Source organism: Streptomyces sp. NPDC001832 (genome assembly GCF_040297265.1).
In the GTDB taxonomy this organism is placed as follows: domain Bacteria; phylum Actinomycetota; class Actinomycetes; order Streptomycetales; family Streptomycetaceae; genus Streptomyces.
The window spans coordinates 366,926-387,215 of the sequence record NZ_JBEOYU010000001.1 but is presented as its reverse complement, the minus strand read 5'-3'; the positions used below and the strand labels follow the sequence as shown (position 1 = coordinate 387,215).

General features: G+C 70.3%; 18 protein-coding genes. 7 read left to right on the top strand and 11 right to left on the bottom strand.

Going from position 1 to position 20,290, the window contains the following annotated elements; genetic code table 11:
- Window positions 1-62 precede the first annotated feature (62 nt).
- The 3 genes from sucB to ABT115_RS01785 all read right to left on the bottom strand — a co-directional run bounded on the left by sucB (window position 63) and on the right by ABT115_RS01785 (window position 5,286).
- A complete protein-coding gene (gene sucB / locus ABT115_RS01795; RefSeq protein WP_351782801.1) occupies window positions 63-1,886 on the bottom strand; it encodes a 2-oxoglutarate dehydrogenase, E2 component, dihydrolipoamide succinyltransferase in 1,824 nt (607 codons plus the stop codon).
- A gap of 60 nt (window positions 1,887-1,946) precedes the next feature.
- Window positions 1,947-3,335, bottom strand: coding sequence for a dihydrolipoyl dehydrogenase (lpdA, locus tag ABT115_RS01790; RefSeq protein WP_351782798.1), 1,389 nt, complete (start codon window positions 3,333-3,335; stop codon window positions 1,947-1,949).
- A gap of 376 nt (window positions 3,336-3,711) precedes the next feature.
- Window positions 3,712-5,286, bottom strand: coding sequence for a leucyl aminopeptidase (locus tag ABT115_RS01785; protein ID WP_351782795.1), 1,575 nt, complete (start codon window positions 5,284-5,286; stop codon window positions 3,712-3,714).
- A gap of 258 nt (window positions 5,287-5,544) precedes the next feature.
- On the opposite strand from ABT115_RS01785, the gene ABT115_RS01780 reads away from it, so the two are divergent.
- On the top strand, window positions 5,545-6,375 hold the full coding sequence (locus ABT115_RS01780; RefSeq protein WP_351782792.1) for an endo alpha-1,4 polygalactosaminidase: 831 nt from the start codon (window positions 5,545-5,547) through the stop codon (window positions 6,373-6,375).
- Between the two features lie 193 nt (window positions 6,376-6,568).
- Here the strand turns inward: ABT115_RS01780 and cobS are convergent, their stop codons facing one another.
- On the bottom strand, window positions 6,569-7,348 hold the full coding sequence (gene cobS, locus ABT115_RS01775) for an adenosylcobinamide-GDP ribazoletransferase (protein WP_351782789.1): 780 nt from the start codon (window positions 7,346-7,348) through the stop codon (window positions 6,569-6,571).
- An 88-nt stretch (window positions 7,349-7,436) separates the two neighbouring features.
- On the opposite strand from cobS, the gene ABT115_RS01770 reads away from it, so the two are divergent.
- On the top strand, window positions 7,437-8,201 hold the full coding sequence (locus ABT115_RS01770) for a hypothetical protein (protein ID WP_351782787.1): 765 nt from the start codon (window positions 7,437-7,439) through the stop codon (window positions 8,199-8,201).
- 7 nt (window positions 8,202-8,208) lie between these two features.
- Here ABT115_RS01770 and ABT115_RS01765 read toward each other — a convergent pair whose 3' ends face one another.
- The 4 genes from ABT115_RS01765 to ABT115_RS01750 form a co-directional block, all read right to left on the bottom strand.
- Window positions 8,209-10,014, bottom strand: a complete 1,806-nt coding sequence (locus ABT115_RS01765; RefSeq protein WP_351782784.1) for a phosphatidylglycerol lysyltransferase domain-containing protein — start codon at window positions 10,012-10,014, stop codon at window positions 8,209-8,211.
- A 92-nt stretch (window positions 10,015-10,106) separates the two neighbouring features.
- Window positions 10,107-11,207 (bottom strand): nicotinate-nucleotide--dimethylbenzimidazole phosphoribosyltransferase, encoded by a 1,101-nt coding sequence (gene cobT, locus ABT115_RS01760; protein WP_351782781.1) that lies wholly within the window; start codon window positions 11,205-11,207, stop codon window positions 10,107-10,109.
- A 95-nt stretch (window positions 11,208-11,302) separates the two neighbouring features.
- On the bottom strand, window positions 11,303-12,142 hold the full coding sequence (locus ABT115_RS01755) for a class I SAM-dependent methyltransferase (RefSeq protein WP_351782779.1): 840 nt from the start codon (window positions 12,140-12,142) through the stop codon (window positions 11,303-11,305).
- A 59-nt stretch (window positions 12,143-12,201) separates the two neighbouring features.
- Window positions 12,202-13,404 carry a bifunctional adenosylcobinamide kinase/adenosylcobinamide-phosphate guanylyltransferase gene (locus ABT115_RS01750; protein ID WP_351782776.1) on the bottom strand — a complete coding sequence of 401 codons (1,203 nt, stop codon included), beginning with the start codon at window positions 13,402-13,404 and terminating at the stop codon, window positions 12,202-12,204.
- Window positions 13,405-13,532: 128 nt separating this feature from the next.
- On the opposite strand from ABT115_RS01750, the gene ABT115_RS01745 reads away from it, so the two are divergent.
- Window positions 13,533-13,742 carry a hypothetical protein gene (locus ABT115_RS01745; RefSeq protein ID WP_351782773.1) on the top strand — a complete coding sequence of 70 codons (210 nt, stop codon included), beginning with the start codon at window positions 13,533-13,535 and terminating at the stop codon, window positions 13,740-13,742.
- A 234-nt stretch (window positions 13,743-13,976) separates the two neighbouring features.
- Here ABT115_RS01745 and ABT115_RS01740 read toward each other — a convergent pair whose 3' ends face one another.
- From ABT115_RS01740 to ABT115_RS01730, 3 genes are all read right to left on the bottom strand, one after another.
- Entirely contained in the window at window positions 13,977-15,053 is a 1,077-nt protein-coding gene (locus ABT115_RS01740) for a S1C family serine protease (RefSeq protein ID WP_351782770.1), read from the bottom strand.
- Between the two features lie 90 nt (window positions 15,054-15,143).
- Complete coding sequence (locus ABT115_RS01735) at window positions 15,144-15,887, bottom strand: class I SAM-dependent methyltransferase (RefSeq protein ID WP_502969009.1); 744 nt, start codon at window positions 15,885-15,887, stop codon at window positions 15,144-15,146.
- A gap of 140 nt (window positions 15,888-16,027) precedes the next feature.
- Window positions 16,028-16,627, bottom strand: coding sequence for a DUF3043 domain-containing protein (locus tag ABT115_RS01730; RefSeq protein ID WP_351782767.1), 600 nt, complete (start codon window positions 16,625-16,627; stop codon window positions 16,028-16,030).
- 315 nt (window positions 16,628-16,942) lie between these two features.
- Here ABT115_RS01730 and ABT115_RS01725 point away from each other — a divergent pair, with 315 nt between their 5' ends.
- The 4 genes from ABT115_RS01725 (at window position 16,943) to ABT115_RS01710 (ending at window position 20,133) form a co-directional block, all read left to right on the top strand.
- On the top strand, window positions 16,943-17,725 hold the full coding sequence (locus tag ABT115_RS01725; protein ID WP_351782764.1) for a PspA/IM30 family protein: 783 nt from the start codon (window positions 16,943-16,945) through the stop codon (window positions 17,723-17,725).
- A gap of 9 nt (window positions 17,726-17,734) precedes the next feature.
- Window positions 17,735-18,013: a PspA-associated protein PspAA gene (gene pspAA / locus ABT115_RS01720; protein WP_351782762.1), complete on the top strand. Its 279-nt coding sequence runs from the start codon at window positions 17,735-17,737 to the stop codon at window positions 18,011-18,013.
- Window positions 18,014-18,181: 168 nt separating this feature from the next.
- Entirely contained in the window at window positions 18,182-19,441 is a 1,260-nt protein-coding gene (locus tag ABT115_RS01715) for a sensor histidine kinase (RefSeq protein WP_351782759.1), read from the top strand.
- A complete protein-coding gene (locus ABT115_RS01710) occupies window positions 19,438-20,133 on the top strand; it encodes a response regulator (RefSeq protein ID WP_351782756.1) in 696 nt (231 codons plus the stop codon). Before ABT115_RS01715 ends, ABT115_RS01710 begins: the two co-directional genes overlap by 4 nt.
- The last annotated feature ends 157 nt before the right edge of the window (window positions 20,134-20,290 follow it).

Sequence of the window (20,290 nt, the reverse complement as noted above, 5' to 3'; positions counted from 1 at the left end):
CCCCCGCCCGGAAGTGTTCCGGACGGGGGCGCCGCCGGTGAGGCTGGTTACAGCCGTCGTGCTCAGAGGCCGAGCTCGACCTCGAACTCACCGGCCTCCAGGATCGCCTTGACCGCGGTCAGGTAACGGGCGGCGTCCGCACCGTCCACCAGACGGTGGTCGTAGGAGAGCGAGAGGTACGTCATGTCGCGCACCGCGATCGTCTCGCCGAGGTCCGGGTGGTCGATGACCACCGGGCGGCGGACCGTGGCACCGATACCCAGGATGGCTGCCTGGCTCGGAGGCACGATGACGGTGTCGAACAGCGCACCGCGCGAGCCGGTGTTGCTGATGGTGAAGGTGGCACCGGACATGTCGTCCGGCGTCAGGCCGCCACCGCGGGCCTTGCCGGCCAGCTCGGCGGTCTTCTTCGAGATACCGGCGATGTTCAGGTCGCCCGCACCCTTGATGACCGGGGTCATCAGACCCTTCTCGGCGTCCACGGCGATGCCGATGTTCTCCGAGTCGAAGTACGTGATCGTGCCCTCGTCCTCGTTGATCCGGGCGTTGATGACCGGGTGGGCCTTCAGTGCCTGGGCCGCCGCCTTCACGAAGAACGGCATCGGGGACAGCTTGACGCCCTCACGGGCGGCGAACGCGGCCTTCGCCTGGTTGCGCAGCTTCATCAGCTTCGTGATGTCGACCTCGACGACCGAGGTCAGCTGGGCCTGCGAGTGCAGCGCCTTCATCATGTTGTCGCCGATGACCTTGCGCATGCGGGTCATCTTGACCGTCTGACCGCGCAGCGGTGAGACCTCCAGCTTCGGCGCCTTCGAGACTGCCGGGGCAGCGGCGGCGGCCGGAGCCGGGGCAGCGGCGGCGGCCCTGGCGGCCTCCGCGGCGGTGACGACGTCCTGCTTGCGGATACGGCCACCGACACCGGTGCCCGTGACCGAGCCCAGGTCGACGCCGCTCTCGGCGGCGAGCTTGCGGACCAGCGGCGTGACGTACGCGCCTTCGTCACCGGAGGGCTCGGCAGGGGCGACCGGGGCCGGAGCGGCCGGGGCGACCGGAGCCGGAGCGGCGACCGGCGCCGGGGCGGCGGGCGCCACCGGGGCCGCAGGGGCGGCCGGAGCGGCCGGAGCGGCCGGGGCCACCGGAGCGGCCGGGGCCACCGGAGCGGCCGGGGCCACCGGGGCCGGAGGGGCGGGTGCCACCGGGGCCGGAGCCGGGGCGGGGGCGGCGGCGGGTGCCGGAGCGGCCGGGGCCGGGGCAGCCGCCGGGGCGGCACCTGCGGCACCGATGACGGCGAGCTTGGCGCCGACCTCGGCGGTCTCGTCCTCGGCGACGACGATCTCCAGCAGCACACCGGAAACCGGGGCCGGGATCTCGGTGTCGACCTTGTCCGTGGAGACCTCCAGGAGGGGCTCGTCCTCCGTGACCTCCTCGCCGACCTCCTTCAGCCAGCGGGTGACGGTGCCCTCGGTGACGCTCTCGCCGAGCGCCGGCAGGGTGACGTCGGTACCGGCGGCGCCACCGGCAGGTGCGGCGGCGGCCGGGGCCTCGGCCACGGGGGCCGGGGCAGCAGCGGGGATCTCGGCGGCCGGTGCCGGGGCCGGGGCGGCCACGGGCTCGGCGGCCGGGGCCGCGGCGGCGGCAGGCGCAGCCGTGCCGTCGTCGATGACGGCCAGCTCGGCGCCGACCTCGACGGTCTCGTCCTCGGCGACCTTGATGGAGGAGAGAACGCCGGCCGCGGGGGCCGGGATCTCGGTGTCGACCTTGTCGGTCGAGACCTCGAGCAGCGGCTCGTCGGCCTCGACGCGCTCGCCCTCGGCCTTCAGCCAACGTGTGACAGTGCCCTCGGTGACGCTCTCGCCGAGCGCCGGAAGGGTTACGGAAACCGACATGGTTTCAGTTGCTCCTTACGAAAGTGCGGAAGTAGGTCGGTCGTCGCGCCCGTCGACTGATCAGTCGTGGGAGTGCAGCGGCTTGCCGGCCAGGGCCAGGTGGGCCTCGCCGAGCGCCTCGCTCTGGGTCGGGTGGGCATGGATGAGCTGCGCGACCTCGGCGGGCAGCGCCTCCCAGTTGTAGACCAGCTGGGCTTCGCCGACCTGCTCGCCCATGCGGTCACCGACCATGTGGACGCCGACCACGGCGCCGTCCTTGACCTGGACGAGCTTGATCTCGCCCGCGGTCTTGAGGATCTTGCTCTTGCCGTTGCCCGCGAGGTTGTACTTCAGAGCGACGACCTTGTCCGCGCCGTAGAGCTCCTTGGCCTTGGCCTCGGTGATGCCCACGGAGGCGACCTCGGGGTGGCAGTACGTCACCCGCGGGACACCGTCGTAGTCGATCGGAACGGTCTTCAGACCGGCCAGCCGCTCCGCCACCAGGATGCCCTCGGCGAAGCCGACGTGCGCGAGCTGGAGCGTCGGGGCCAGGTCACCCACGGCCGAGATGGTGGGCACATTGGTCTGCATGTACTCGTCGACGAGGACGTAGCCGCGGTCCATCGCGATGCCGGCCTCCTCGTAGCCCAGGCCCTGCGAGACCGGGCCGCGGCCGATGGCGACCAGCAGCACCTCCGCCTCGAACGTCTTGCCGTCGGCGAGGGTCACGCGGACGCCGTCCTGCGTGTACTCGGCGCTCTGGAAGAACGTACCGAGGTTGAACTTGATGCCGCGCTTGCGGAAGGCGCGCTCGAGAAGCTTCGAGCTGTTCTCGTCCTCGACCGGGACGAGGTGCTTCAGGCCCTCGATGATCGTGACGTCGGTGCCGAAGGACGTCCACGCCGAGGCGAACTCGACGCCGATGACGCCGCCGCCCAGCACGATCGCGGACTTCGGGACACGGTCCAGCTTCAGCGCGTGGTCCGAGGAGATGATGCGGTTGCCGTCGATCTCCAGGCCCGGCAGCGACTTCGGCACGGAGCCGGTCGCGAGCAGCACGTGGCGGCCCTGGACGCGCTGGCCGTTCACATCCACCGAGGTGGGGGAGGAGAGCCGTCCCTCACCCTCGATGTAGGTGACCTTGCGCGAGGCGACGAGACCCTGCAGACCCTTGTACAGGCCCGAGATCACGTCGTCCTTGTACTTGTGGACGGCCTCGATGTCGATGCCCTCGAAGGTGGCCTTGACACCGAACTGGCCGGCCTCGCGCGCCTGGTCGGCGATCTCGCCGGCGTGCAGCAGGGCCTTCGTGGGGATGCAGCCGTTGTGCAGGCAGGTACCGCCGACCTTGCCCTTCTCGATCAGAGCGACGTCCAGGCCCAGCTGCGCTCCGCGCAGGGCCGCGGCGTAACCGCCGCTACCACCGCCGAGGATCACTAGGTCGAAAACGGTGCTGGCGTCGTTCGCCACGTCACGTCCTCCATGCATGTGCGCCGTACGCCGGGCCCCGTCGCTGGGGGATGACCGGCCGGTCGGCTGGTGTTCGGCCGCTTTTGATATTCGGCCCTGTGGTGGGGGCCCTGTCCTGCCGAGAACCCATCTTTGCACTTGTTGGCGGTGGGCGGGACGCGGGGCCCGGGTCCGAGGCGGATGATCAGCCGTCCCAAGTGGTTACCGCCGCGTAATGATTTCGTTGAGAGCGAAACCTGCTGGATCCGTGCTGCGACGCCGCCGCCCATGTGCCGGTCGGTCTTACGGCCTGATCCACTCGCTATCGTGCACCAGGCCGTTACGGCCCCGGACGCATGCCGGGGCCGTATGCCGGGGCCGTATGTCAGCTGAGACCTCAGCCGAGGTCTCCGGCAGCGGTGCGCTCCGCCAGCTTCACCAGCGTGCGGACCGCGGAACCGGTGCCGCCCTTCGGCGTGTAGCCGTACGGCGCGCCCTCGTGGAAGGCCGGGCCCGCGATGTCCAGGTGCGCCCAGGTGATGTCCTCGCCCACGAACTCCTGCAGGAACAGACCGGCCACCAGGCCGCCGCCCATCCGCTCGCCCATGTTGGCGATGTCGGCGGTCGGGGAGTCCATGCCCTTGCGCAGGTCGGCGGGGAGCGGCATCGGCCAGGAGGCCTCGCCGACCTCCTCGGCGATCTCGTGGATGGAGGTACGGAAGGCGTCGTCGTTCGCCATGATGCCGAAGGTGCGGTTGCCCAGTGCCAGCACCATCGCGCCGGTCAGGGTCGCCACGTCGACGATCGCGTCCGGGTTCTCCTCACTGGCGCGGGTCAGCGCGTCAGCGAGGACGAGCCGCCCCTCGGCGTCCGTGTTGAGGACCTCGACGGTCTTGCCGCTGTACATGCGCAGCACGTCACCGGGGCGGGTGGCGTTGCCCGACGGCATGTTCTCGGCGAGCGCCAGCCAGCCGGTGACATTGACCCGGAGACCCAGACGGGCGGCCGCGACGACGCTCGCGAACACGGCGGCGGCGCCGCTCATGTCGCACTTCATCGTCTCGTTGTGACCGGCCGGCTTCAGCGAGATGCCGCCCGAGTCGTAGGTGATGCCCTTGCCGACCAGGGCCAGGGTCTTCTCCGCCTTCGGGTGCGTGTAGGCGAGCTTCACCAGACGCGGGCCGTGGGCCGAGCCCTGGCCGACGCCCAGCAGACCGCCGAAGCCGCCCTTGACGAGCGCCTTCTCGTCGAGGACCTGCACCTTGATGCCGTGCTCCTTGCCCGCGGCGGTGGCCACGGCGGCGAAGGACTCGGGGTACAGGTCGTTCGGCGGGGTGTTGATCAGGTCGCGGGCGCGGTTGATCTCCTCGACGACCGCGACGGCGCGCTCGGCGGCCGCCTTGAACGCCTTGTCGCGCGGCTTGGTACCGACCAGTGCGACCTCACCGAGCGGCAGCTTCGCGCCTCCCCCAGAGCCTCCGGCCTGGGAGGTGCCCCCTCCGTTCTTCTTGCCCTTGGGCGCCAGCTTGTTCTCGCCGCCCTGGTACGCGGTGAAGGCGTACGCACCGAGGAGCGCGCCCTCAGCGATCGCCTCGGCGTCCTCGGTGGATGCGATGGGCAGCGCGAAGCCGGCCTTCTTCGAACCGCTCAGGGCGCGGGCGGCCGAGCCCGCGGCCCGGCGCAGCGCCTCGGCGTCGTACGCGTCGTCCTTCGCCGGGACGGAGCCGAGTCCGACCGCGATGACGACCGGGACCTTGAGGCCGGCGGGTGCGGGGAGCTTGGTCACCTCGCCCTCGGCACCTGCGGCGCCCAGGGCCTCCAGGACGGTGGCGAGCTTTCCGTCGAACGCCTTGTCCACGGCCTCGGCGCCGGGTGCGAGGACCGGACCCTTTGCGCCCTTGGCGACGCCGACGACGAGTGCGTCGGCGCGCAGCGTCGCCGCACCGGCAGTGCTGAGAGTGAGAGCAGTCACGGTGGTGAAATCTCGCTTCCGTTGAGTTCGTAGTCGGTCGAGGGGTGGGCCGACCGTGCCCGGCGCATCGTAGACGCCGCCGCAATGTGCCGGGAATGAGCCTACGCGCGCCTTTGCTGCGGCATCACGGCGGCGGGTCGTCGTGCCCCGTCGCTGCGTAGATGCCACGGCTCCGGGCGGCCGGGGCCGGGGCCGTTCAGCTCGAACGGGCGGTGGAAGTAGGGTTGTTCGCAGTGCCGGAACGACGGGGGGAGAACCATGCGTGCCCATGGAGCTGCATGTGCTACCAGGCCGGGACCGGCGCTGTCGGCCACCGTGCTGATGCTGCTGCTGGCCCTGCTGACGGGCTGCACCTCGGCGCCGGAGCCCGAAGCCACGGGTTACTGGCGCCCGGAGCCGGGCATCGACTGGCAGTGGCAGCTCTCCGGTCGGCTCGACCCCACGGTGGACGTCCCGGTGTACGACATCGACGGCTTCGAGAACGAGGCTTCGGCGGTCGCCGATCTGCACCGCCGGGGCCGCAAGGTGATCTGCTACATCTCCACCGGCGCCTGGGAGGAGTTCCGCCCGGACGCCGGGAAGTTCCCCGCCTCGGTACTGGGAAAGAGCAACGGCTGGGAGGGGGAGCGGTGGCTCGACATCCGCCGCACGGACATCCTGGAACCGCTGATGGAGGAGCGGATCGCGATGTGCGCGAAGAAGGGCTTCGACGCGGTGGAGCCCGACAACATGGACGGCTACCGCAACGAAACGGGCTTCCCGCTGACCGCCGCAGACCAGTTGCGCTACAACCGGCTCATCGCCGATATCGCCCACCGCCATGGACTCGCCGTCGGTCTGAAGAACGACCTCGGCCAGATCCCGGAGCTGGAGCCGGACTTCGACTTCGCGGTCAATGAGCAGTGCGCGCAGTACGGGGAGTGCGATGCCCTCACCCCGTTCGTGAAGGCGGGCAAGGCCGTCTTCCATGCGGAGTACGAGCTGCCGGTCACCCGGTTCTGCGCCGAATCGAAGCGGCTCGGGCTCAGCTCGCTGCGCAAGAAGTACGAGCTGGGCGTGTGGCGCCAGGAGTGTCCGAAGGCGCCTTAGGGCCTGTCCGGCGGATCACGGCCGGGGTCGCGGTGTCTGGCACGGCACCTCGCGGCGTTGCCGAAACGTCCGAATAGCTCCTTCCCCAAGCTCTCAAGGAGCAGGGGAGACCCCATCTGCGGACGCCCCGGCGCCTTGCGATGCACCGCACCAGACACCGCGCCCTGTCCGACCCTGATCCGCCGGACAGGCCCTAACCAAGCGCCAGGGCCACCAGGGCCGCCGTCGCCGCAGTCTCCGCCAGTGCGCCGAAGACATCGCCGGTCACTCCGCCGAAGCGCCGCACACAGTGCCGCAGCAGGAGTTGGGCGACGCCGAGGGCGGCCAGCACGGCGAGGGCATGGTGCAGCGCCCCGTACCCGCCGAAGAGCGCACCGGCACCCGCGCAGGCCGCGACCGCGACGGCCCCGACCGCCACCGCGGCCCGGACCGTGACCGTCCCCGCCACTACCGCACCCAGCCCTTCCGGACGGGCCGCCGGTACGCCCCGACGGGAAGCCAGGGTGAGCGCCAGCCGGGCGGTGACCGCGGCGACGGCCGCCGCCACCGCTCCGTGCGCCCAGCTCTGCCCGTACAGCTGGTAAAGGGCCGCGACCTGGGCCAGCAGCACGAACAGCAGGGTGATGACACCGAACGGCCCGATGTCCGACTGCTTCATGATCCGCAGGGCGTCGTCGGCGGGCTTGCCGCTGCCCAGGCCGTCGGCGGTGTCCGCGAGACCGTCCAGATGCAGACCCCGGGTCAGCACCGCCGGCACGGCGGCGGAGGCGACCGCGGCGAGCAGCGGACCGGAGCCGAGCAGGAGCAACAGACAGCCGGGCACCGCCGCGAGCAGCCCCACCAGGAGACCGGCGAGCGGCGCGCACAGCATCCCGGCGCGGGCGGCCTGGCGGTCCCAGCGGGTGACGCGGACGGGGAGCACGGTCAGGGTGCCGAAGGCGAAACGCAGGCCATGGCTGTTCAGGGAGGTCACGGCGCGCAGGCTAATCGGTGTGACGGGCCGATAGATTGTGCAGAACGCCGCATATGGTGACAGAAGCGACTTTTCGGGAGTGGGTGGCATGGGTCACTGGTTCGATCAGAACATCGTCGAGCCGGGAAAGCTGCCGCTGCTCCTCGCCCTGGCCGCCTTCGTGCTCACCTTCGCCATCACCCGGGTCATCACGCGGATGATCCGGGCGGGGAAGGGCCCGTTCCGCAACATCACGCCCGGCGGAGTGCATGTCCACCATGTGGTGCCCGGTGTGGTGTTGAGCGTCGTCGGCGGCTTCGGGGCGGTCGCCAGCGGACGCCAGGGCGTCGCCGCAGGGGTCTGCGCGGTGATCTTCGGCATGGGTGCGGGTCTGGTGCTGGACGAGTTCGCCCTGATCCTCCACCTCCAGGATGTGTACTGGACCGAGGAGGGCCGCCAGAGCGTGGAGGCCGTGGTCCTCACCGCGGCGCTGGTGCTGCTGGTCCTGGCCGGATTCTCACCGCTCGGCGTGAACGAGCTGAGCAGTGACCAGCAGCAGGGCAGGCTCGGCGTCATCCTGACCCTGGTCGTCAACTTCTGCTTCGTGCTGATCGCCCTGTTCAAGGGCAAGGTGCGGCTCGCGGTCGTCGGAACCCTCGTCCCGTTCCTCGCGCTGATCGGGGCGATCCGGCTGGCCCGGCCGACCTCGATGTGGGCGAAGCGCTTCTACCACAACCGCCACCGCGCCCGCGCCAGAGCGGTGCTGCGCGCGTACCACCACGATGTGCGCTGGGCAGGCCCACGCCGCAGATTTCAGGACCTGATCGGCGGTGCTCCGGACCATGGAGCAGCGCCGTCAGGCAGACGGCGGTGACCAGGTCTCAGCCACCCGCCCCGAGATGCGAGCGGTGCATCCACTTGGGCAGACCGGGCGCCTCCAGGAACCCTTCGGCGCGGCCCGCCGCGAGGCCGATGCGCACGAGGTCGGAGCTCTTCTCGAAGAGCATGAAGCGCGGCTCCCAGATCGGTCGGTACTTGGCGTTGGCACGGTAGAGCGACTCGATCTGCCACCAGCGCGAGAAGAAGCTGAGCATGGAACGCCACAGCCTCAGCACCGGTCCGGCGCCGAGCCGTGAACCCCGCTCGAAGACCGACCGGAACATCGCGAAGTTCAGTGAGACCTGGGTGACCCCGATCTCTTCGGCACGCCGCAGAAGTTCGATGATCATGAACTCCATCAGGCCGTTCTCGGCGTCCCGGTCACGGCGCATCAGGTCCAGCGAGAGGCCGTTCGGCCCCCACGGCACAAAGCTCAGTACGGCGCGCAACTCACCGGGCCCGCCGCCCTCTTTGGTGGGCGAATTGCGGCATTCGAGCATCACGCACTGCCCGTCGGCCGGATCGCCAAGCCGACCCAGCGCCATCGAGAAGCCGCGCTCGGTCGCCCCGTCGCGCCAGTCGTCGGCGCGCCGCACCAGTTCGGCCATCTCGTCGTCGGGGATGTCCGCGTGCCGGCGCAAGGTCACCTCGTACCCGGCGCGCCTGACCCGGTGGTACGCCTGGCGGACGGTCCGCATCGCCCGTCCTTCGAGGGTGAAATCAGCCGTCTCCACGATCGCTTCGTCGCCCAGCTCCAGGGCGTCGAGGCCGTGCCGCGCGTAGACGGTGCCGCCCTCCTCGCTCGCGCCCATCACCGCCGGGATCCAGCCGTGCTCGCGGGCCTCGGCCAGCCACGGATCGATCGCTCCGGGCCAGGCCTCCAGGTCGCCGATGGGATCACCGGAGGCGAGCGAGACCCCGCCGACCACCCGGTAGGCGACGGCGGCCTTCCCGGTCGGTGACCAGATGACGCTCTTCTCCCGGCGCAGTGCGAAGTAGCCGAGCGAGTCGCGGTCGCCGTGCTTGTCGAGCAGTGCCCGCAGCCGGGCCTCGTCCTCGGGGGTGATCGGGTCGACGGCCCGGCGGGACCGGAACGCCGCGTACACGACGGCGATCAGCAGCAGCGTGGAGAGGATGTTGATGGTGACGTTGACCCAGCCGGGCGTGGTGATACTGGGGAATTCGGCTTCGTCGGCGGCGACCGAGACCAGCCGCAGGGCGCCGTAGCGCCAGCGGTCCAGGAAGGACGAGAGGTATTCGTTGTGCGCGGTGTTGGTGAGGGTGACCAGACCCGCGGCGATCAGCGAGGTGACCAGCAGCCCGCCGACCGCGACGGCGGCGGCCAGCTTCGGGTTGGACCGGTCGCCCTTCGCGTAGAACTCGCGCCTGCCGAGGACCAGCGCCAGGACGAAGACGGCCGTCAGCGCCAGCGAGATCCAGTTCTGCGGGTACTGCCGGACCTCCGGGGACGAGATCACCACGGCGAAGAGCAGCAGCAGAAGACTGCTCACCACCATGTTCACGATCCAGGCCGCCCGCTTGCGGCGGCGCATGGTGACCGCGAGGAAGAGCGCGACCACCCCGGAGGAGAAGCCCGCGGTGAGCAGGTACGGGGTGAAGTAGTCCGCGGTGTTGTGGCGGCGCAGATCGTTGCCGAGAGTGACCCAGACGGCGCTCAGGAAATTGATGAACGACACGACGCGCAGGTACCAGATGGTGAACGCGGCGCTGCGGCGTGACCGGACGGTGCTCGGTGGCCGAGTGCTCTCACGCCCGGATACCGAAGCGACCAATCGGACCTCTCCCATGAAAAGCGATCATATGCCGCATTACGCTGCATGAGGGGACTGCGCTGCGGCCGGTGCTCGGCGGCCGCAGCTCTGCCGGGTTCGACAGCCTCTCAGCCTTTGGTCACGTCGCTTCCGTCGGCCTCTTCGTCGGCACCGTCCTTCTCATCGGCGACGGGTGCACGCTCCGGCAGCTCGGCCGCCAGCGCGGCCGCGGCCCGGACGAGCGGAAGTGCGAGCAATGCCCCACTTCCTTCGCCCACGACGACGCCGTGGTCCAGCAACGGGTTGAGCGCCATCCGGTCCAGCGCCTTGGTCTGAGCCGGCTCACCGCTCGCCTGACCCGCAAGCCACCAGTCCGGCGCCCGGAAGGCCGCCCGCTGGCCCACCAACGCACAGGCCGACGAGACCACACCGTCCAGAATCACCGGCAGCCTGCGCACGGCGCACTGCAGCAGGAAACCGGTCATCGCGGCCAGATCCGCACCGCCCACCGTGGCCAGCAGCTCCAGCTGATCACCGAGGACCGGCCTGGCCCGCCGCAGCGCGTCCCGGATCGCCGCACACTTGCGCATCCACGCCAGATCGTCGATGCCCGCACCGCCGCGCCCGGTGACCACCGAGGCGTCCGTGCCGCACAGCGCCGCGATCAGCGTCGCCGCAGCCGTCGTACCGCCGACGCTCAGATCGCCGAGCACCACCAGATCGGTGCCGGAGTCGGCCTCCTCGTCGGCGATCGCCATGCCGAGACGTACCGCCTGCTCGGCCTCCTCGGCCGTCAGCGCGTCCTCGATGTCGATCCGGCCGCTGCCGCGCCGCACCCGGTGACGTACCACCGACTCGGGCAGCAGTTCGGGGTCGCAGTCCAGACCGGCGTCGATGATGCGTACCGGCACGGAGAACTGGCGCGCCAGCACGGCGAGCGGCGTCGCACCCTCCAGCGTGGCTCGTACCAGCTCGTACGCGCTCCCGGCCGCTCGCCCGGAGACGCCCAGTTCGGCAATCCCGTGGTCACCGGCGAAAATCACCACGCGCGGCTGCTCGATCACCTTGACCGGTACGGACTGCTGGGCGGCCGAGAGCCATTCGCCCAGCTCGTCCAGGCGGCCGAGGGCGCCCGGGGGAACAAGCAGGCGCTCCCGGCGTTCCTCGGCATCGCGCCGTACGCCGCCGTCGGGGCGTTCGATCAGGTCGGAGAAGTCGTCCAGATTCACGGGAGTCTGCCTCGCGGGTCGTTACGTGGAGTGGGCCTGCGAGCCCGGCGGCGGGCTCACTGCGGAACAGTACCCGCCATGTTTCTGACACTCGGTCAGTGCGCGGTTCCGCCCCCGAACCGCAGCTGCGTCATCGCGGGCGTCAGGGTCCGCAGCCCCGGAAGCAGTGACTGGATCCGGATCAGCTCGCCCATCGCGCCCCGTCCCCGCGGCAGCCGCAGAGCCCGCACCTCGGTGATCCCCGGGTGCGCGCCGCGCAGCTTGTGCCGCTCGCCGGGGTTCATCGCCCAGCGCATCGGCGGAATGGTCATCCCGCCGACCTTCGACGTGCCGGCCATCGTGCCCCTGGCCAGCCAGCGCGCCATCGTGTCCAGTACGAGGATGCCGCCGGGCAGCCGTTCCGCGCAGGCCGCCAGGATCCTCCGTACCTCCTTGGGGGGCAGATACATCAGCAGACCCTGCGTCGTGACGACAACACCGCGGCCCTCCGGGTCCTCGATCTCGTCCAGCCAGGACAGATCGGTCGCCGAACGGGACAGGGTGCGCAGCCGGTCCGAGGCGGGCAGCAGCGCCCGGCGCAGCTCGGCGACCTCGGGCAGTTCCACGCTCAGCCAGTGCAGCCGGCCGTTGTCGACCCGCCAGAAGCCGGTCTCCAGACCGTCGCCGAGCGCGACCACGGTGGCCTGCGGCCGGTCGGCGAGATACCTCTGCACAGCCAGATCGAAGCAGCGCGAGCGCAGGCCCTGAGCCTGTGAGAGGAAAGCGTTCGGCCGCCCGAACCGTTCCGCGAAGGGGTAGTCCAGATCCTTCAGCAACCGGACCGCCATCGGATCATCCAGCACGGCATAGGGCTGCGCCGCCTCGTACGCGCGGTTGTAGAGCGTCCACAACAAGGTCTCCGGAACCCCGCTCAGCATGGGTCGCACGCGTGCCATGTCCGCTCCTCCTTCTCGTGTCTCGTGTTCCGTTCCTGCGTTCCGTTGCCGTGTTCCGGTCAGCCACGCAGCGTCAGTACCTGCCCGGCGACCACCAGCAGCACCTGTTCGCACTCGTCGGCGAACGCGGCGTTCAGCCGGCCCAGCTCATCCCGGAACCGACGCCCGGCAGCCGTCGCGGGCACCACGCCCGAACCGGTCTCATTGGTCACGGCGACGACCGTGCGCCGCGTTCCGCGCACCGCGGCGACCAGCTCGGCGGTCCGCTCCCGCAGCGCGTTCTCGCCGCCGTTCGACCACGCCTCGTCGTCCCAGGCAGCCACCCGGTCCATCGCATCCGTCAGCCACAGCGACAGGCAGTCGATCAGCAGCGGAGGCCCATCCGACTCCAGCAGCTCCACCAGCTCACAGGTCTCCTCGGTGCGCCAGGCGGCCGGCCTGCGCTCCCGGTGCAACCCGATCCGGGCCGCCCACTCCGCGTCGCCCTCCCTGCCTCCACCGGTCGCCACGTACACCACCTCGGGGAACGTCTCCAGGCGCCGCTCGGCCTCCACCGACTTCCCCGACCTGGCCCCGCCCGTCACCAGCGTGCGCCGCGGTATGTCCGGCACCGAGTGGTACTCGCCCACCACCAGCGTCGTCCCATCCGGCACGGCCCGCGCGCCGGCTGCCGCGAGCCGCCGGTCCAGCTCGGCCCCGAGCGGTGCGTCATGGTCCAGATGGACGGCGATGATCTCGGTCGTCGGCACGATCGCCTCGACGGCCCGCAGCCGCGCCACCGCGTCAGGACGCCCGACCACATCGCCGGCCACCACGTCGTAAGGCTGTGCCACCTGGTCCGCGAGAGCGGAGGGCGCGGCGCCCGGCGGCAGGTAGAGCAGCCGTGCGCCCTCCGGAGCCGTCACCTCGTACCCCGTCCCTGGTGCGTCCATCGGCACGGCCCGCACCCGGTGGCCACTGATCAGCGTCAGCTCCCGCCCGTCCGGCACCCGTCCCGCAGGAGGCAGTCCGGCGGGCAGCTCCAAAGCGGGCCCGTCGTGCGGATGGGTGAGCAGCACCTGCCGTACGGCGCTGAGCGAGTGCCCCGCACGGGCTGCGGCGAACACGGCCCCAGGGGTGAGATCGAGCAGCAGCGCGTCGTCGACCAGCAGCGCGGTCGCGGCCCGCGAGCGCATGCCGCGTGCGGTGGCGCAGGCGGCGCAGGGGCATTCGGGTCGCGGCAGCCCGTCGGGGGCTCCGGTGCCGAGCAGAGTCAGTTCCACGCCTTTGATCCTCCCGCGTCCGCGCAGCGGGTGCGCGACCTGGGGGGCGTCCGGGCGGGTGCAGGACCCGTTCCCGCTCTGGTTCAAGGCACTAGGCTGCGGGCAGCAAAGTGACCCAGGAGGCGGACATGGCGTGGACGTGGCGGTTCGAGAAGTCCGATGGTACGGAGACGGAGCCGGCCCTGCAGCCGGAGGAATTCACTACGCAGGGCGACGCGGAGTCCTGGATCGGTGAGTACTGGAAGGAACTCCTCGACGGCGGGGCGGACCAGGTGACGCTCTTCGACGACACGACAAAGATCTACGGCCCCATGAGCCTCCAGGCCGACCAGGACTGATTCGCCCGGCGCATGAGCAGTCGTACGGGCTCGGGCCTGTCTGTGAGCCCGTACGGCTGACGACGGGCCCCTAGTGCCGCGACAGGCAACGTTCGCCCCGTCGCGACGCCCGGCACGCACTCTCGCCGCACCGGACGAAAGCCCAAGTACGTCCAGTACGAGGGCTTCCGGCCGGCACACCGAGAGCACGCACCGGACGCCGCTCCTTGACGGGAAGCGTTGCCTGCCGCGGCACTAGATCTCGCCCAGGGTGACCTTCGCCGTCGCCTCCGCCCCGTTGCGCAGATACGTCACCGTGACCTTCTCACCCGGCTTGTCCGAGGCCAGCGCCTCCGACAGGGACGTGATCGTCGTGACCGGCACATCTCCGATCTTGATGATGACGTCGCCGACCCGCAGCCCCGCCTTGTCCGCGGCGCCGCCTCTCGTCACGCTGACCAGCGCGACCCCGGCCGGCTGGTAGTTGATGTCGACGATCGTGCGTCCGGTGATGTCCAGCGCTGCCCGGCCCGAGTTGGTGACCTTGCCGCTCTTGATGATCTGATCGGCGACAGTCTGCACCATCGACGCGGGGATCGCGAACCCGATCCCCGGCGCCGCGGTCTCGTTCATCTGCGGTTCGACCGCCGCGAGCGTCGGGATGCCGATCACCTCGCTGTTCAGGTTGACCAGCGCACCGCCGCTGTTGCCCGGGTTGATCGCCGCCGAGGTCTGCACCATGTTCGCGATCGTCGCGCCCGTGCCACCACCCGCGCGGCTCTCGCTGACGGTCCGGCCCAGCGCCGAGACGATGCCCTGGGTGACGCTGGAGGACAGCCCGAGCGGCGAGCCCATCGCCAGCACGATCTGTCCCACCTCGACCTTCCTCGAGTCGCCGAACTTCGCGGGCTTCAGTCCTTTCGGAACGCTGTCGAGCTTGATGACGGCCAGATCCTGTTCCGGATAGGAGGCGACCAGTGAGGCCCGCAGCACCTTCTCGCCGGTGGCGACGGTGACCTGGAACGTCCTCTCGTTGCCGACCACGTGGGCGTTGGTCACGATATGGCCCTTGGAGTCGTAGACGACGCCGGAGCCCAGGCTGGTGGAGGTGCCGATCTGCACGACCGACGGCAGCACGTTCTTGATCACGTCCTGGTATTCGGTCTGCAGATCACTGGCGGTCCGGGAAGCGGGGGCCGACTTGGTGGCTTCGGCCGCCGGTGAACCGGAGCCCTCGTCCGAGCAGCCGCTCACCAGGACGACTGCACAGACACCTGCGGTCAGAGGCAGCAGCAGACGGCGCACACGGCTGCGGGAGTGAGATGCATCCATGCCCGAATTATCGCTTTTAGCCCTATTGGTGGCCCGTTAGGTTCGGCCGACCGGGCACGCCGCACGACTCCAACGACGGGCCCGCAGCCCTTAGCCCCGCACCCCGCAGAGATGCAGCAGCGCGGCCACCCGGCGGTACGGATCCGTCCGCCCGGCCCGGTCCTCCGCGGCCAGTACCTGCTCCAGCTCGTCGGCGGCCGGTAGTTCCACGTCATTGCTCACGTGGTCCGTGAAGACGCGTACCCCGTACCAGGTGTGCAGGGGTGCCGCGATCCCGGCGAGCGTGGCCGTCAGTGCGTCCAGCCGGTCGGCCCTTACCGGGAGACCCAGCCGATTGGTGTACGCATCGGTGTCGAAGGCGGCCAGCGCCGTGTTCCAGTCCCCGGCGGTCCCGGGGCGCATCGCCAGCGCGTCGGCGTTCCGTACGAGCAGCGAGAGCAGTCCGCCCGGGGCCAGCATCCGGGCAAGTCCGGCCAGCATCGCGTCCGGCTCCCGGACATACATCAGCACGCCGTGGCAGAGCACCACATCGAAGCTGCCGGGCAGGAAGTGCACCCCGGTGTCCAGGCCGTTGCCCTCGATGAGCCGGACCCGTTCGCGGATGCCCGCGGGCTCGCTGCCGAGCGAATCCCGGGCCACCCGCAGCATGTCGGCGTCGGCCTCCAGGCCCGTCACGCTGTGACCGGCCCTGGCCAGGCGCAGCGCCTGAGTGCCCTGGCCCATGCCTACATCGAGTACGCGCAGCCGCTGCCCGACCGGGAAGCGGGCCGCTATCTGCTCGTCGATCTGCCGGGCGACGAGCTCCTGGCGGACAGTGTTGCGCAGCCCGCCCAGCCCTTTCAGCCACGCCGAGGAGGCTCCCGAGAACCCGGTGACGGTGACAGGGGCAGGGGCAGGGGCGGGGACAGGGGCAGGGACGGCGTCGGCCGTCGGGCCGGCGGACGGACCGCCGGCCGAGCCGGAGATATCCGTACTCAGGGCCGCTCTCCACGCTTGACCTGCGGCTTCGGCAGCCGGAGCCGACGCATCTGAAGCGTACGCATCAGAGCGTAGGCGACCGCGCCACGCTTCGGCGTATCCGGGAAGCGCTCCTTCAGCTGCTTCTTCAGGCGGAACGCGAGGCCGATCGAGTCGATGACGATCAGCGCGATCACGAGGAGCCAGAGCAGCAGCGAGATGGCCTGGATGTTCGGCACCTGGATCACGCTGAGGATCAGAATGATCACAGCGAGCGGAAGGAAGAACTCCGCGATGCAGAAACGCGAGTCCACGTAGTCGCGGACGAAGCGCCGCACCGGGCCCTTGTCGCGAACCGGGAGATAGCGCTCGTCGCCACTGGCGAGCGCCTCACGCTGCTTGGCCAGGTCCACACGGCGCGCTTCGCGCTGCCGCTTCTTGGCCTCCTTGCTGTCGAGTGGCGCGCCACCGGCGGCACGACGGCGCTGCGACTGGGCTTCGCTGCGCTTGGGGGTGGGGCGACCTTTGGGGGCCTGCGGGTCGCGGGGCTGCTTGGAGAGGTCCGCCGTCACCTTGCCGGTGGGCGCCTTCTCTTCCTTCGAACGGCTACGGAACACAAGGCCCAAGGGTACGGGTTCGATCGCCGCGACCCCAGGCCGGTCGGGAACGATCCGGCAACGGCCTGTGTCCCGGCAACGACCTGTGTCCTCGCAGGTGTCCCCACGGGACCGCCGCGGACACCTCCGCCGGTTCACCCGAAACCCCGCCTACTCCCTGGGCCGGAGCGATTACCAGGTGCGGTCGTCCTTGGGGAGGAGCACATCTGCGCTCGAACAGTGCGGTAATAGAGGCAGGGCCCGTACTGTGGGTTCTGTTGGAGTGCTGGAGCTCAGTCCGTCAGAAGGGGGCGCGCGAAGCCCATGAGCGGTGTCATGAAGCGTATGGGGATGATCTTCCGCGCGAAGGCAAACAAGGCCCTTGACCGGGCCGAGGATCCGCGCGAGACCCTCGATTACTCGTACCAGAAGCAGCTGGAGCTGCTTCAGAAGGTACGCCGCGGTGTCGCCGACGTGGCGACCTCGCGCAAGCGGCTGGAGCTGCAGCTGAATCAGCTGCAGGGGCAGTCGTCCAAGCTGGAGGACCAGGGCCGCAAGGCGCTCGCGCTCGGCCGCGAGGACCTGGCCCGCGAGGCGCTGTCCCGGCGCGCCGCGCTCCAGCAGCAGGTCACCGACCTGGAGACGCAGCACACCACGCTGCAGGGCGAGGAGGAGAAGCTCACTCTCGCGGCCCAGCGGCTGCAGGCCAAGGTCGATGCCTTCCGTACCAAGAAGGAGACGATCAAGGCCACCTACACCGCGGCTCAGGCACAGACCCGGATCGGCGAGGCCTTCTCCGGGATCTCCGAGGAGATGGGCGATGTCGGTCTGGCGATCCAGCGGGCCGAGGACAAGACCCAGCAGCTGCAGGCCAGGGCCGGTGCGATCGACGAGCTGCTCGCCTCCGGCGCCCTGGACGACCCGACCGGGACGGCGAAGGACGACATCGCCGCCGAGCTGGACCGGATCTCCGGTGGTTCGGATGTGGAACTGGAGCTGCAGCGCATGAAGGCCGAGCTGGCCGGCGGCCCCACCCAGCAGCAGGCGATCGAGGGCAGCTCGCATGATGCGGCGCAGCAGCAGTCGTCGCAGTCTCCGCACAAGTTCGACAAGAGTTAAGGCAGCGTCATGATCGTACGGATCATGGGGGAGGGCCAGGTCGCACTGGCCGACAGCCATCTCGCCGAGCTCAACAGGCTCGACGACGAACTGCTCACGGAGGTGGAGAGCGGTGACGGTCCCGGCTTCCGCTCCACTCTGGAGGCACTCCTCGTCAGGGTGCGCGAGCTCGGCACACCCTTGCCGGACGACTCCCTGGAGCCGTCCGAGCTGATCCTGCCGTCGTCCGACGCGACTCTTGAAGAGGTGCGCGCCATGCTCCGGGACGACGGACTGATCCCCGGCTGACGCCGGTCGCTCTCCAGCATCCGCATCCGTGCCCCGTGTCCGGTCCGCCGGACACGGGGCACGGCCGTGTCCGCGGCATGGGGTTCCGGGGGGTTCAGCACGCTTCGTGCCGGTCTCTCCGTACGACCCGGACCGAAGCACGCGCGACACGCCGTAACGTAGCCTGGCGTGACCACCCTCGGAACCGGGGTTCTGCGCGTCCGGCACTGCCTGCGCGACCATCCCCTCGCGCTGGACGCCGCGCTCGCCCTGGTCGTACTCGTGGCCATGATCACCGGGTCGTTCGTCGACACGCACGCACCGAGCGGGCCCACCTTCGGCACCCGCAGGCCCGAGTCGAGCAGCGTGTTCCTGATGGTGCTGGGCGCCGTCGCGCTGATCTGGCGGCGGCTCAGCCCCATGCTGGTGCTCGCGGCCACCGCTGGTCTGGCGTTCGTCGAGCTGGTGAGGTTCGAACCGCCCACCCCCGTGGTGATGAGCACCGTCATCGCGCTGTACACCGTCGCCGCCCGTACCGACCGGCCCACCACCTGGCGGGTCGGTCTGCTGACGACGGCCGCGCTGACCGCCGCCGCGATGCTCTTCGGCTCAGCACCCTGGTACGGCCAGGCGAACCTCAGTGTCTTCGCCTGGACCGGCATGGCCTGCGCCGCGGGGGACGCCGTCCGTTCCAGGCACGCCTTCGTCGATGCGATCAGAGAGCGTGCCGAACGGGCCGAACGCACCCGTGACGAGGAGGCCAGGCGCCGGGTCGCCGAGGAGCGGCTGCGGATCGCCCGCGATCTGCACGACGTCGTCGCCCACCACATCGCCCTGGTCAACGTCCAGGCCGGGGTGGCCGCCCACGTCATGGACAAGCGCCCCGACCAGGCCAAGGAGGCGCTGGCCCACGTCCGGGAGGCCAGCCGCTCAGCGCTCAACGAACTGCGGGCCACCGTCGGGCTGCTGCGTCAGTCCGGCGACCCGGAGGCGCCGACCGAACCGGCCCCGGGGCTCGCGGTCCTCGACGATCTGGTGGACACCGTCCGGCGTGCCGGGCTCCCGGTCGAGGTGGCCTGCACCGATGGGTGGCCCCCGCTGCCCGCAGCCGTCGACCTGGCCGCCTACCGGGTGATCCAGGAGGCGCTGACCAATGTGCGCAAGCACGCGGGCCCCGGGGCGAAGGCCGAGGTGAGCGTCGTACAGGTCGGCGCCACGGCCGAGGTCACCGTGATCGACAACGGCTCGGGCGGAGGCGTCAACAACGGGGACGGCGGCGGTCACGGCCTCCTCGGCATGCGTGAACGTGTCACCGCACTCGGCGGCTCCCTCACCGCAGGGCCCCGCTACAGCGGCGGATTCCGGGTTCATGCGACCCTGCCCGTCGAGGCCCGCACGGCAGAGTCCAAGGAGTCGGACACGGTGGGCCGGACGGGGGAGAACGCATGACACCGCCCATCAAGGTACTGCTCGTCGACGACCAGGCGCTGCTGCGCAGCGCGTTCCGGGTGCTGGTCGACTCGGAGGCCGACATGGAGGTGGTCGGCGAGGCGGCGGATGGCGCGCAGGCCGTGCAACTGGCCCGATCGACCCGTGCCGACGTGGTGCTGATGGACATCCGGATGCCCGGTACGGACGGACTCGCCGCCACCCGAATGATCAGCGCCGATCCGGAACTGGCGGACGTACGGGTCGTCATGCTCACCACCTTCGAGGTGGACGAATACGTGGTGCAGTCGCTGCGTGCCGGGGCATCAGGCTTCCTCGGCAAAGGGGCGGAACCGGATGAACTGCTCAGTGCCATCCGTGTCGCAGCGGGTGGCGAGGCGCTGCTCTCGCCGGCCGCGACCAAGGGTCTGATCGCCACCTTCCTTGCGCAGGGCGGCAGTTCGGGCGGTGACGGGCCGAGCACGGCGGAGTACTCCGAGCGGCTCACCGCGCTCACCGGCCGCGAGCGCGAGGTGCTGGTCCTGGTCGCGGGCGGCCACTCCAACGACGAGATCGCGGAGCGGCTCGTCGTCAGCCCACTCACCGTCAAGACCCATGTGAACAGGGCGATGGCGAAGCTGGGCGCGCGGGACCGGGCCCAATTGGTGGTAACTGCTTATGAATCGGGCCTGGTGCGCCCCAGGGCGGAGTGACAGAGATGGAGATACGGCGTACTCCACCTGCGGTATACGCGGCATAAGAAAGCGACCTTGGGCCGACGTCCGGGCACTGATGGATGAGCGATCGTATGGAAGGGCCGGGTCCGTCCCCGAGTCACCCGCCCATCTGCCGCGCCAGCCACAGAAGAGA

Bases quoted from the DNA above. Each gene is read 5' to 3' on its own strand.
- sucB (WP_351782801.1), bottom strand. From the start codon at position 1,886: ATGTCGGTTTCCGTAACCCTTCCGGCGCTCGGCGAGAGCGTCACCGAG.
- ABT115_RS01710 (WP_351782756.1), top strand. From the start codon at position 19,438: ATGACACCGCCCATCAAGGTACTGCTCGTCGACGACCAGGCGCTGCTG.
- pspAA (WP_351782762.1), top strand. From the start codon at position 17,735: ATGATCGTACGGATCATGGGGGAGGGCCAGGTCGCACTGGCCGACAGC.
- ABT115_RS01755 (WP_351782779.1), bottom strand. From the start codon at position 12,142: ATGGCACGCGTGCGACCCATGCTGAGCGGGGTTCCGGAGACCTTGTTG.
- ABT115_RS01780 (WP_351782792.1), top strand. From the start codon at position 5,545: ATGCGTGCCCATGGAGCTGCATGTGCTACCAGGCCGGGACCGGCGCTG.
- ABT115_RS01770 (WP_351782787.1), top strand. From the start codon at position 7,437: ATGGGTCACTGGTTCGATCAGAACATCGTCGAGCCGGGAAAGCTGCCG.
- ABT115_RS01745 (WP_351782773.1), top strand. From the start codon at position 13,533: ATGGCGTGGACGTGGCGGTTCGAGAAGTCCGATGGTACGGAGACGGAG.
- ABT115_RS01725 (WP_351782764.1), top strand. From the start codon at position 16,943: ATGAAGCGTATGGGGATGATCTTCCGCGCGAAGGCAAACAAGGCCCTT.
- ABT115_RS01740 (WP_351782770.1), bottom strand. From the start codon at position 15,053: ATGGATGCATCTCACTCCCGCAGCCGTGTGCGCCGTCTGCTGCTGCCT.
- ABT115_RS01765 (WP_351782784.1), bottom strand. From the start codon at position 10,014: ATGGGAGAGGTCCGATTGGTCGCTTCGGTATCCGGGCGTGAGAGCACT.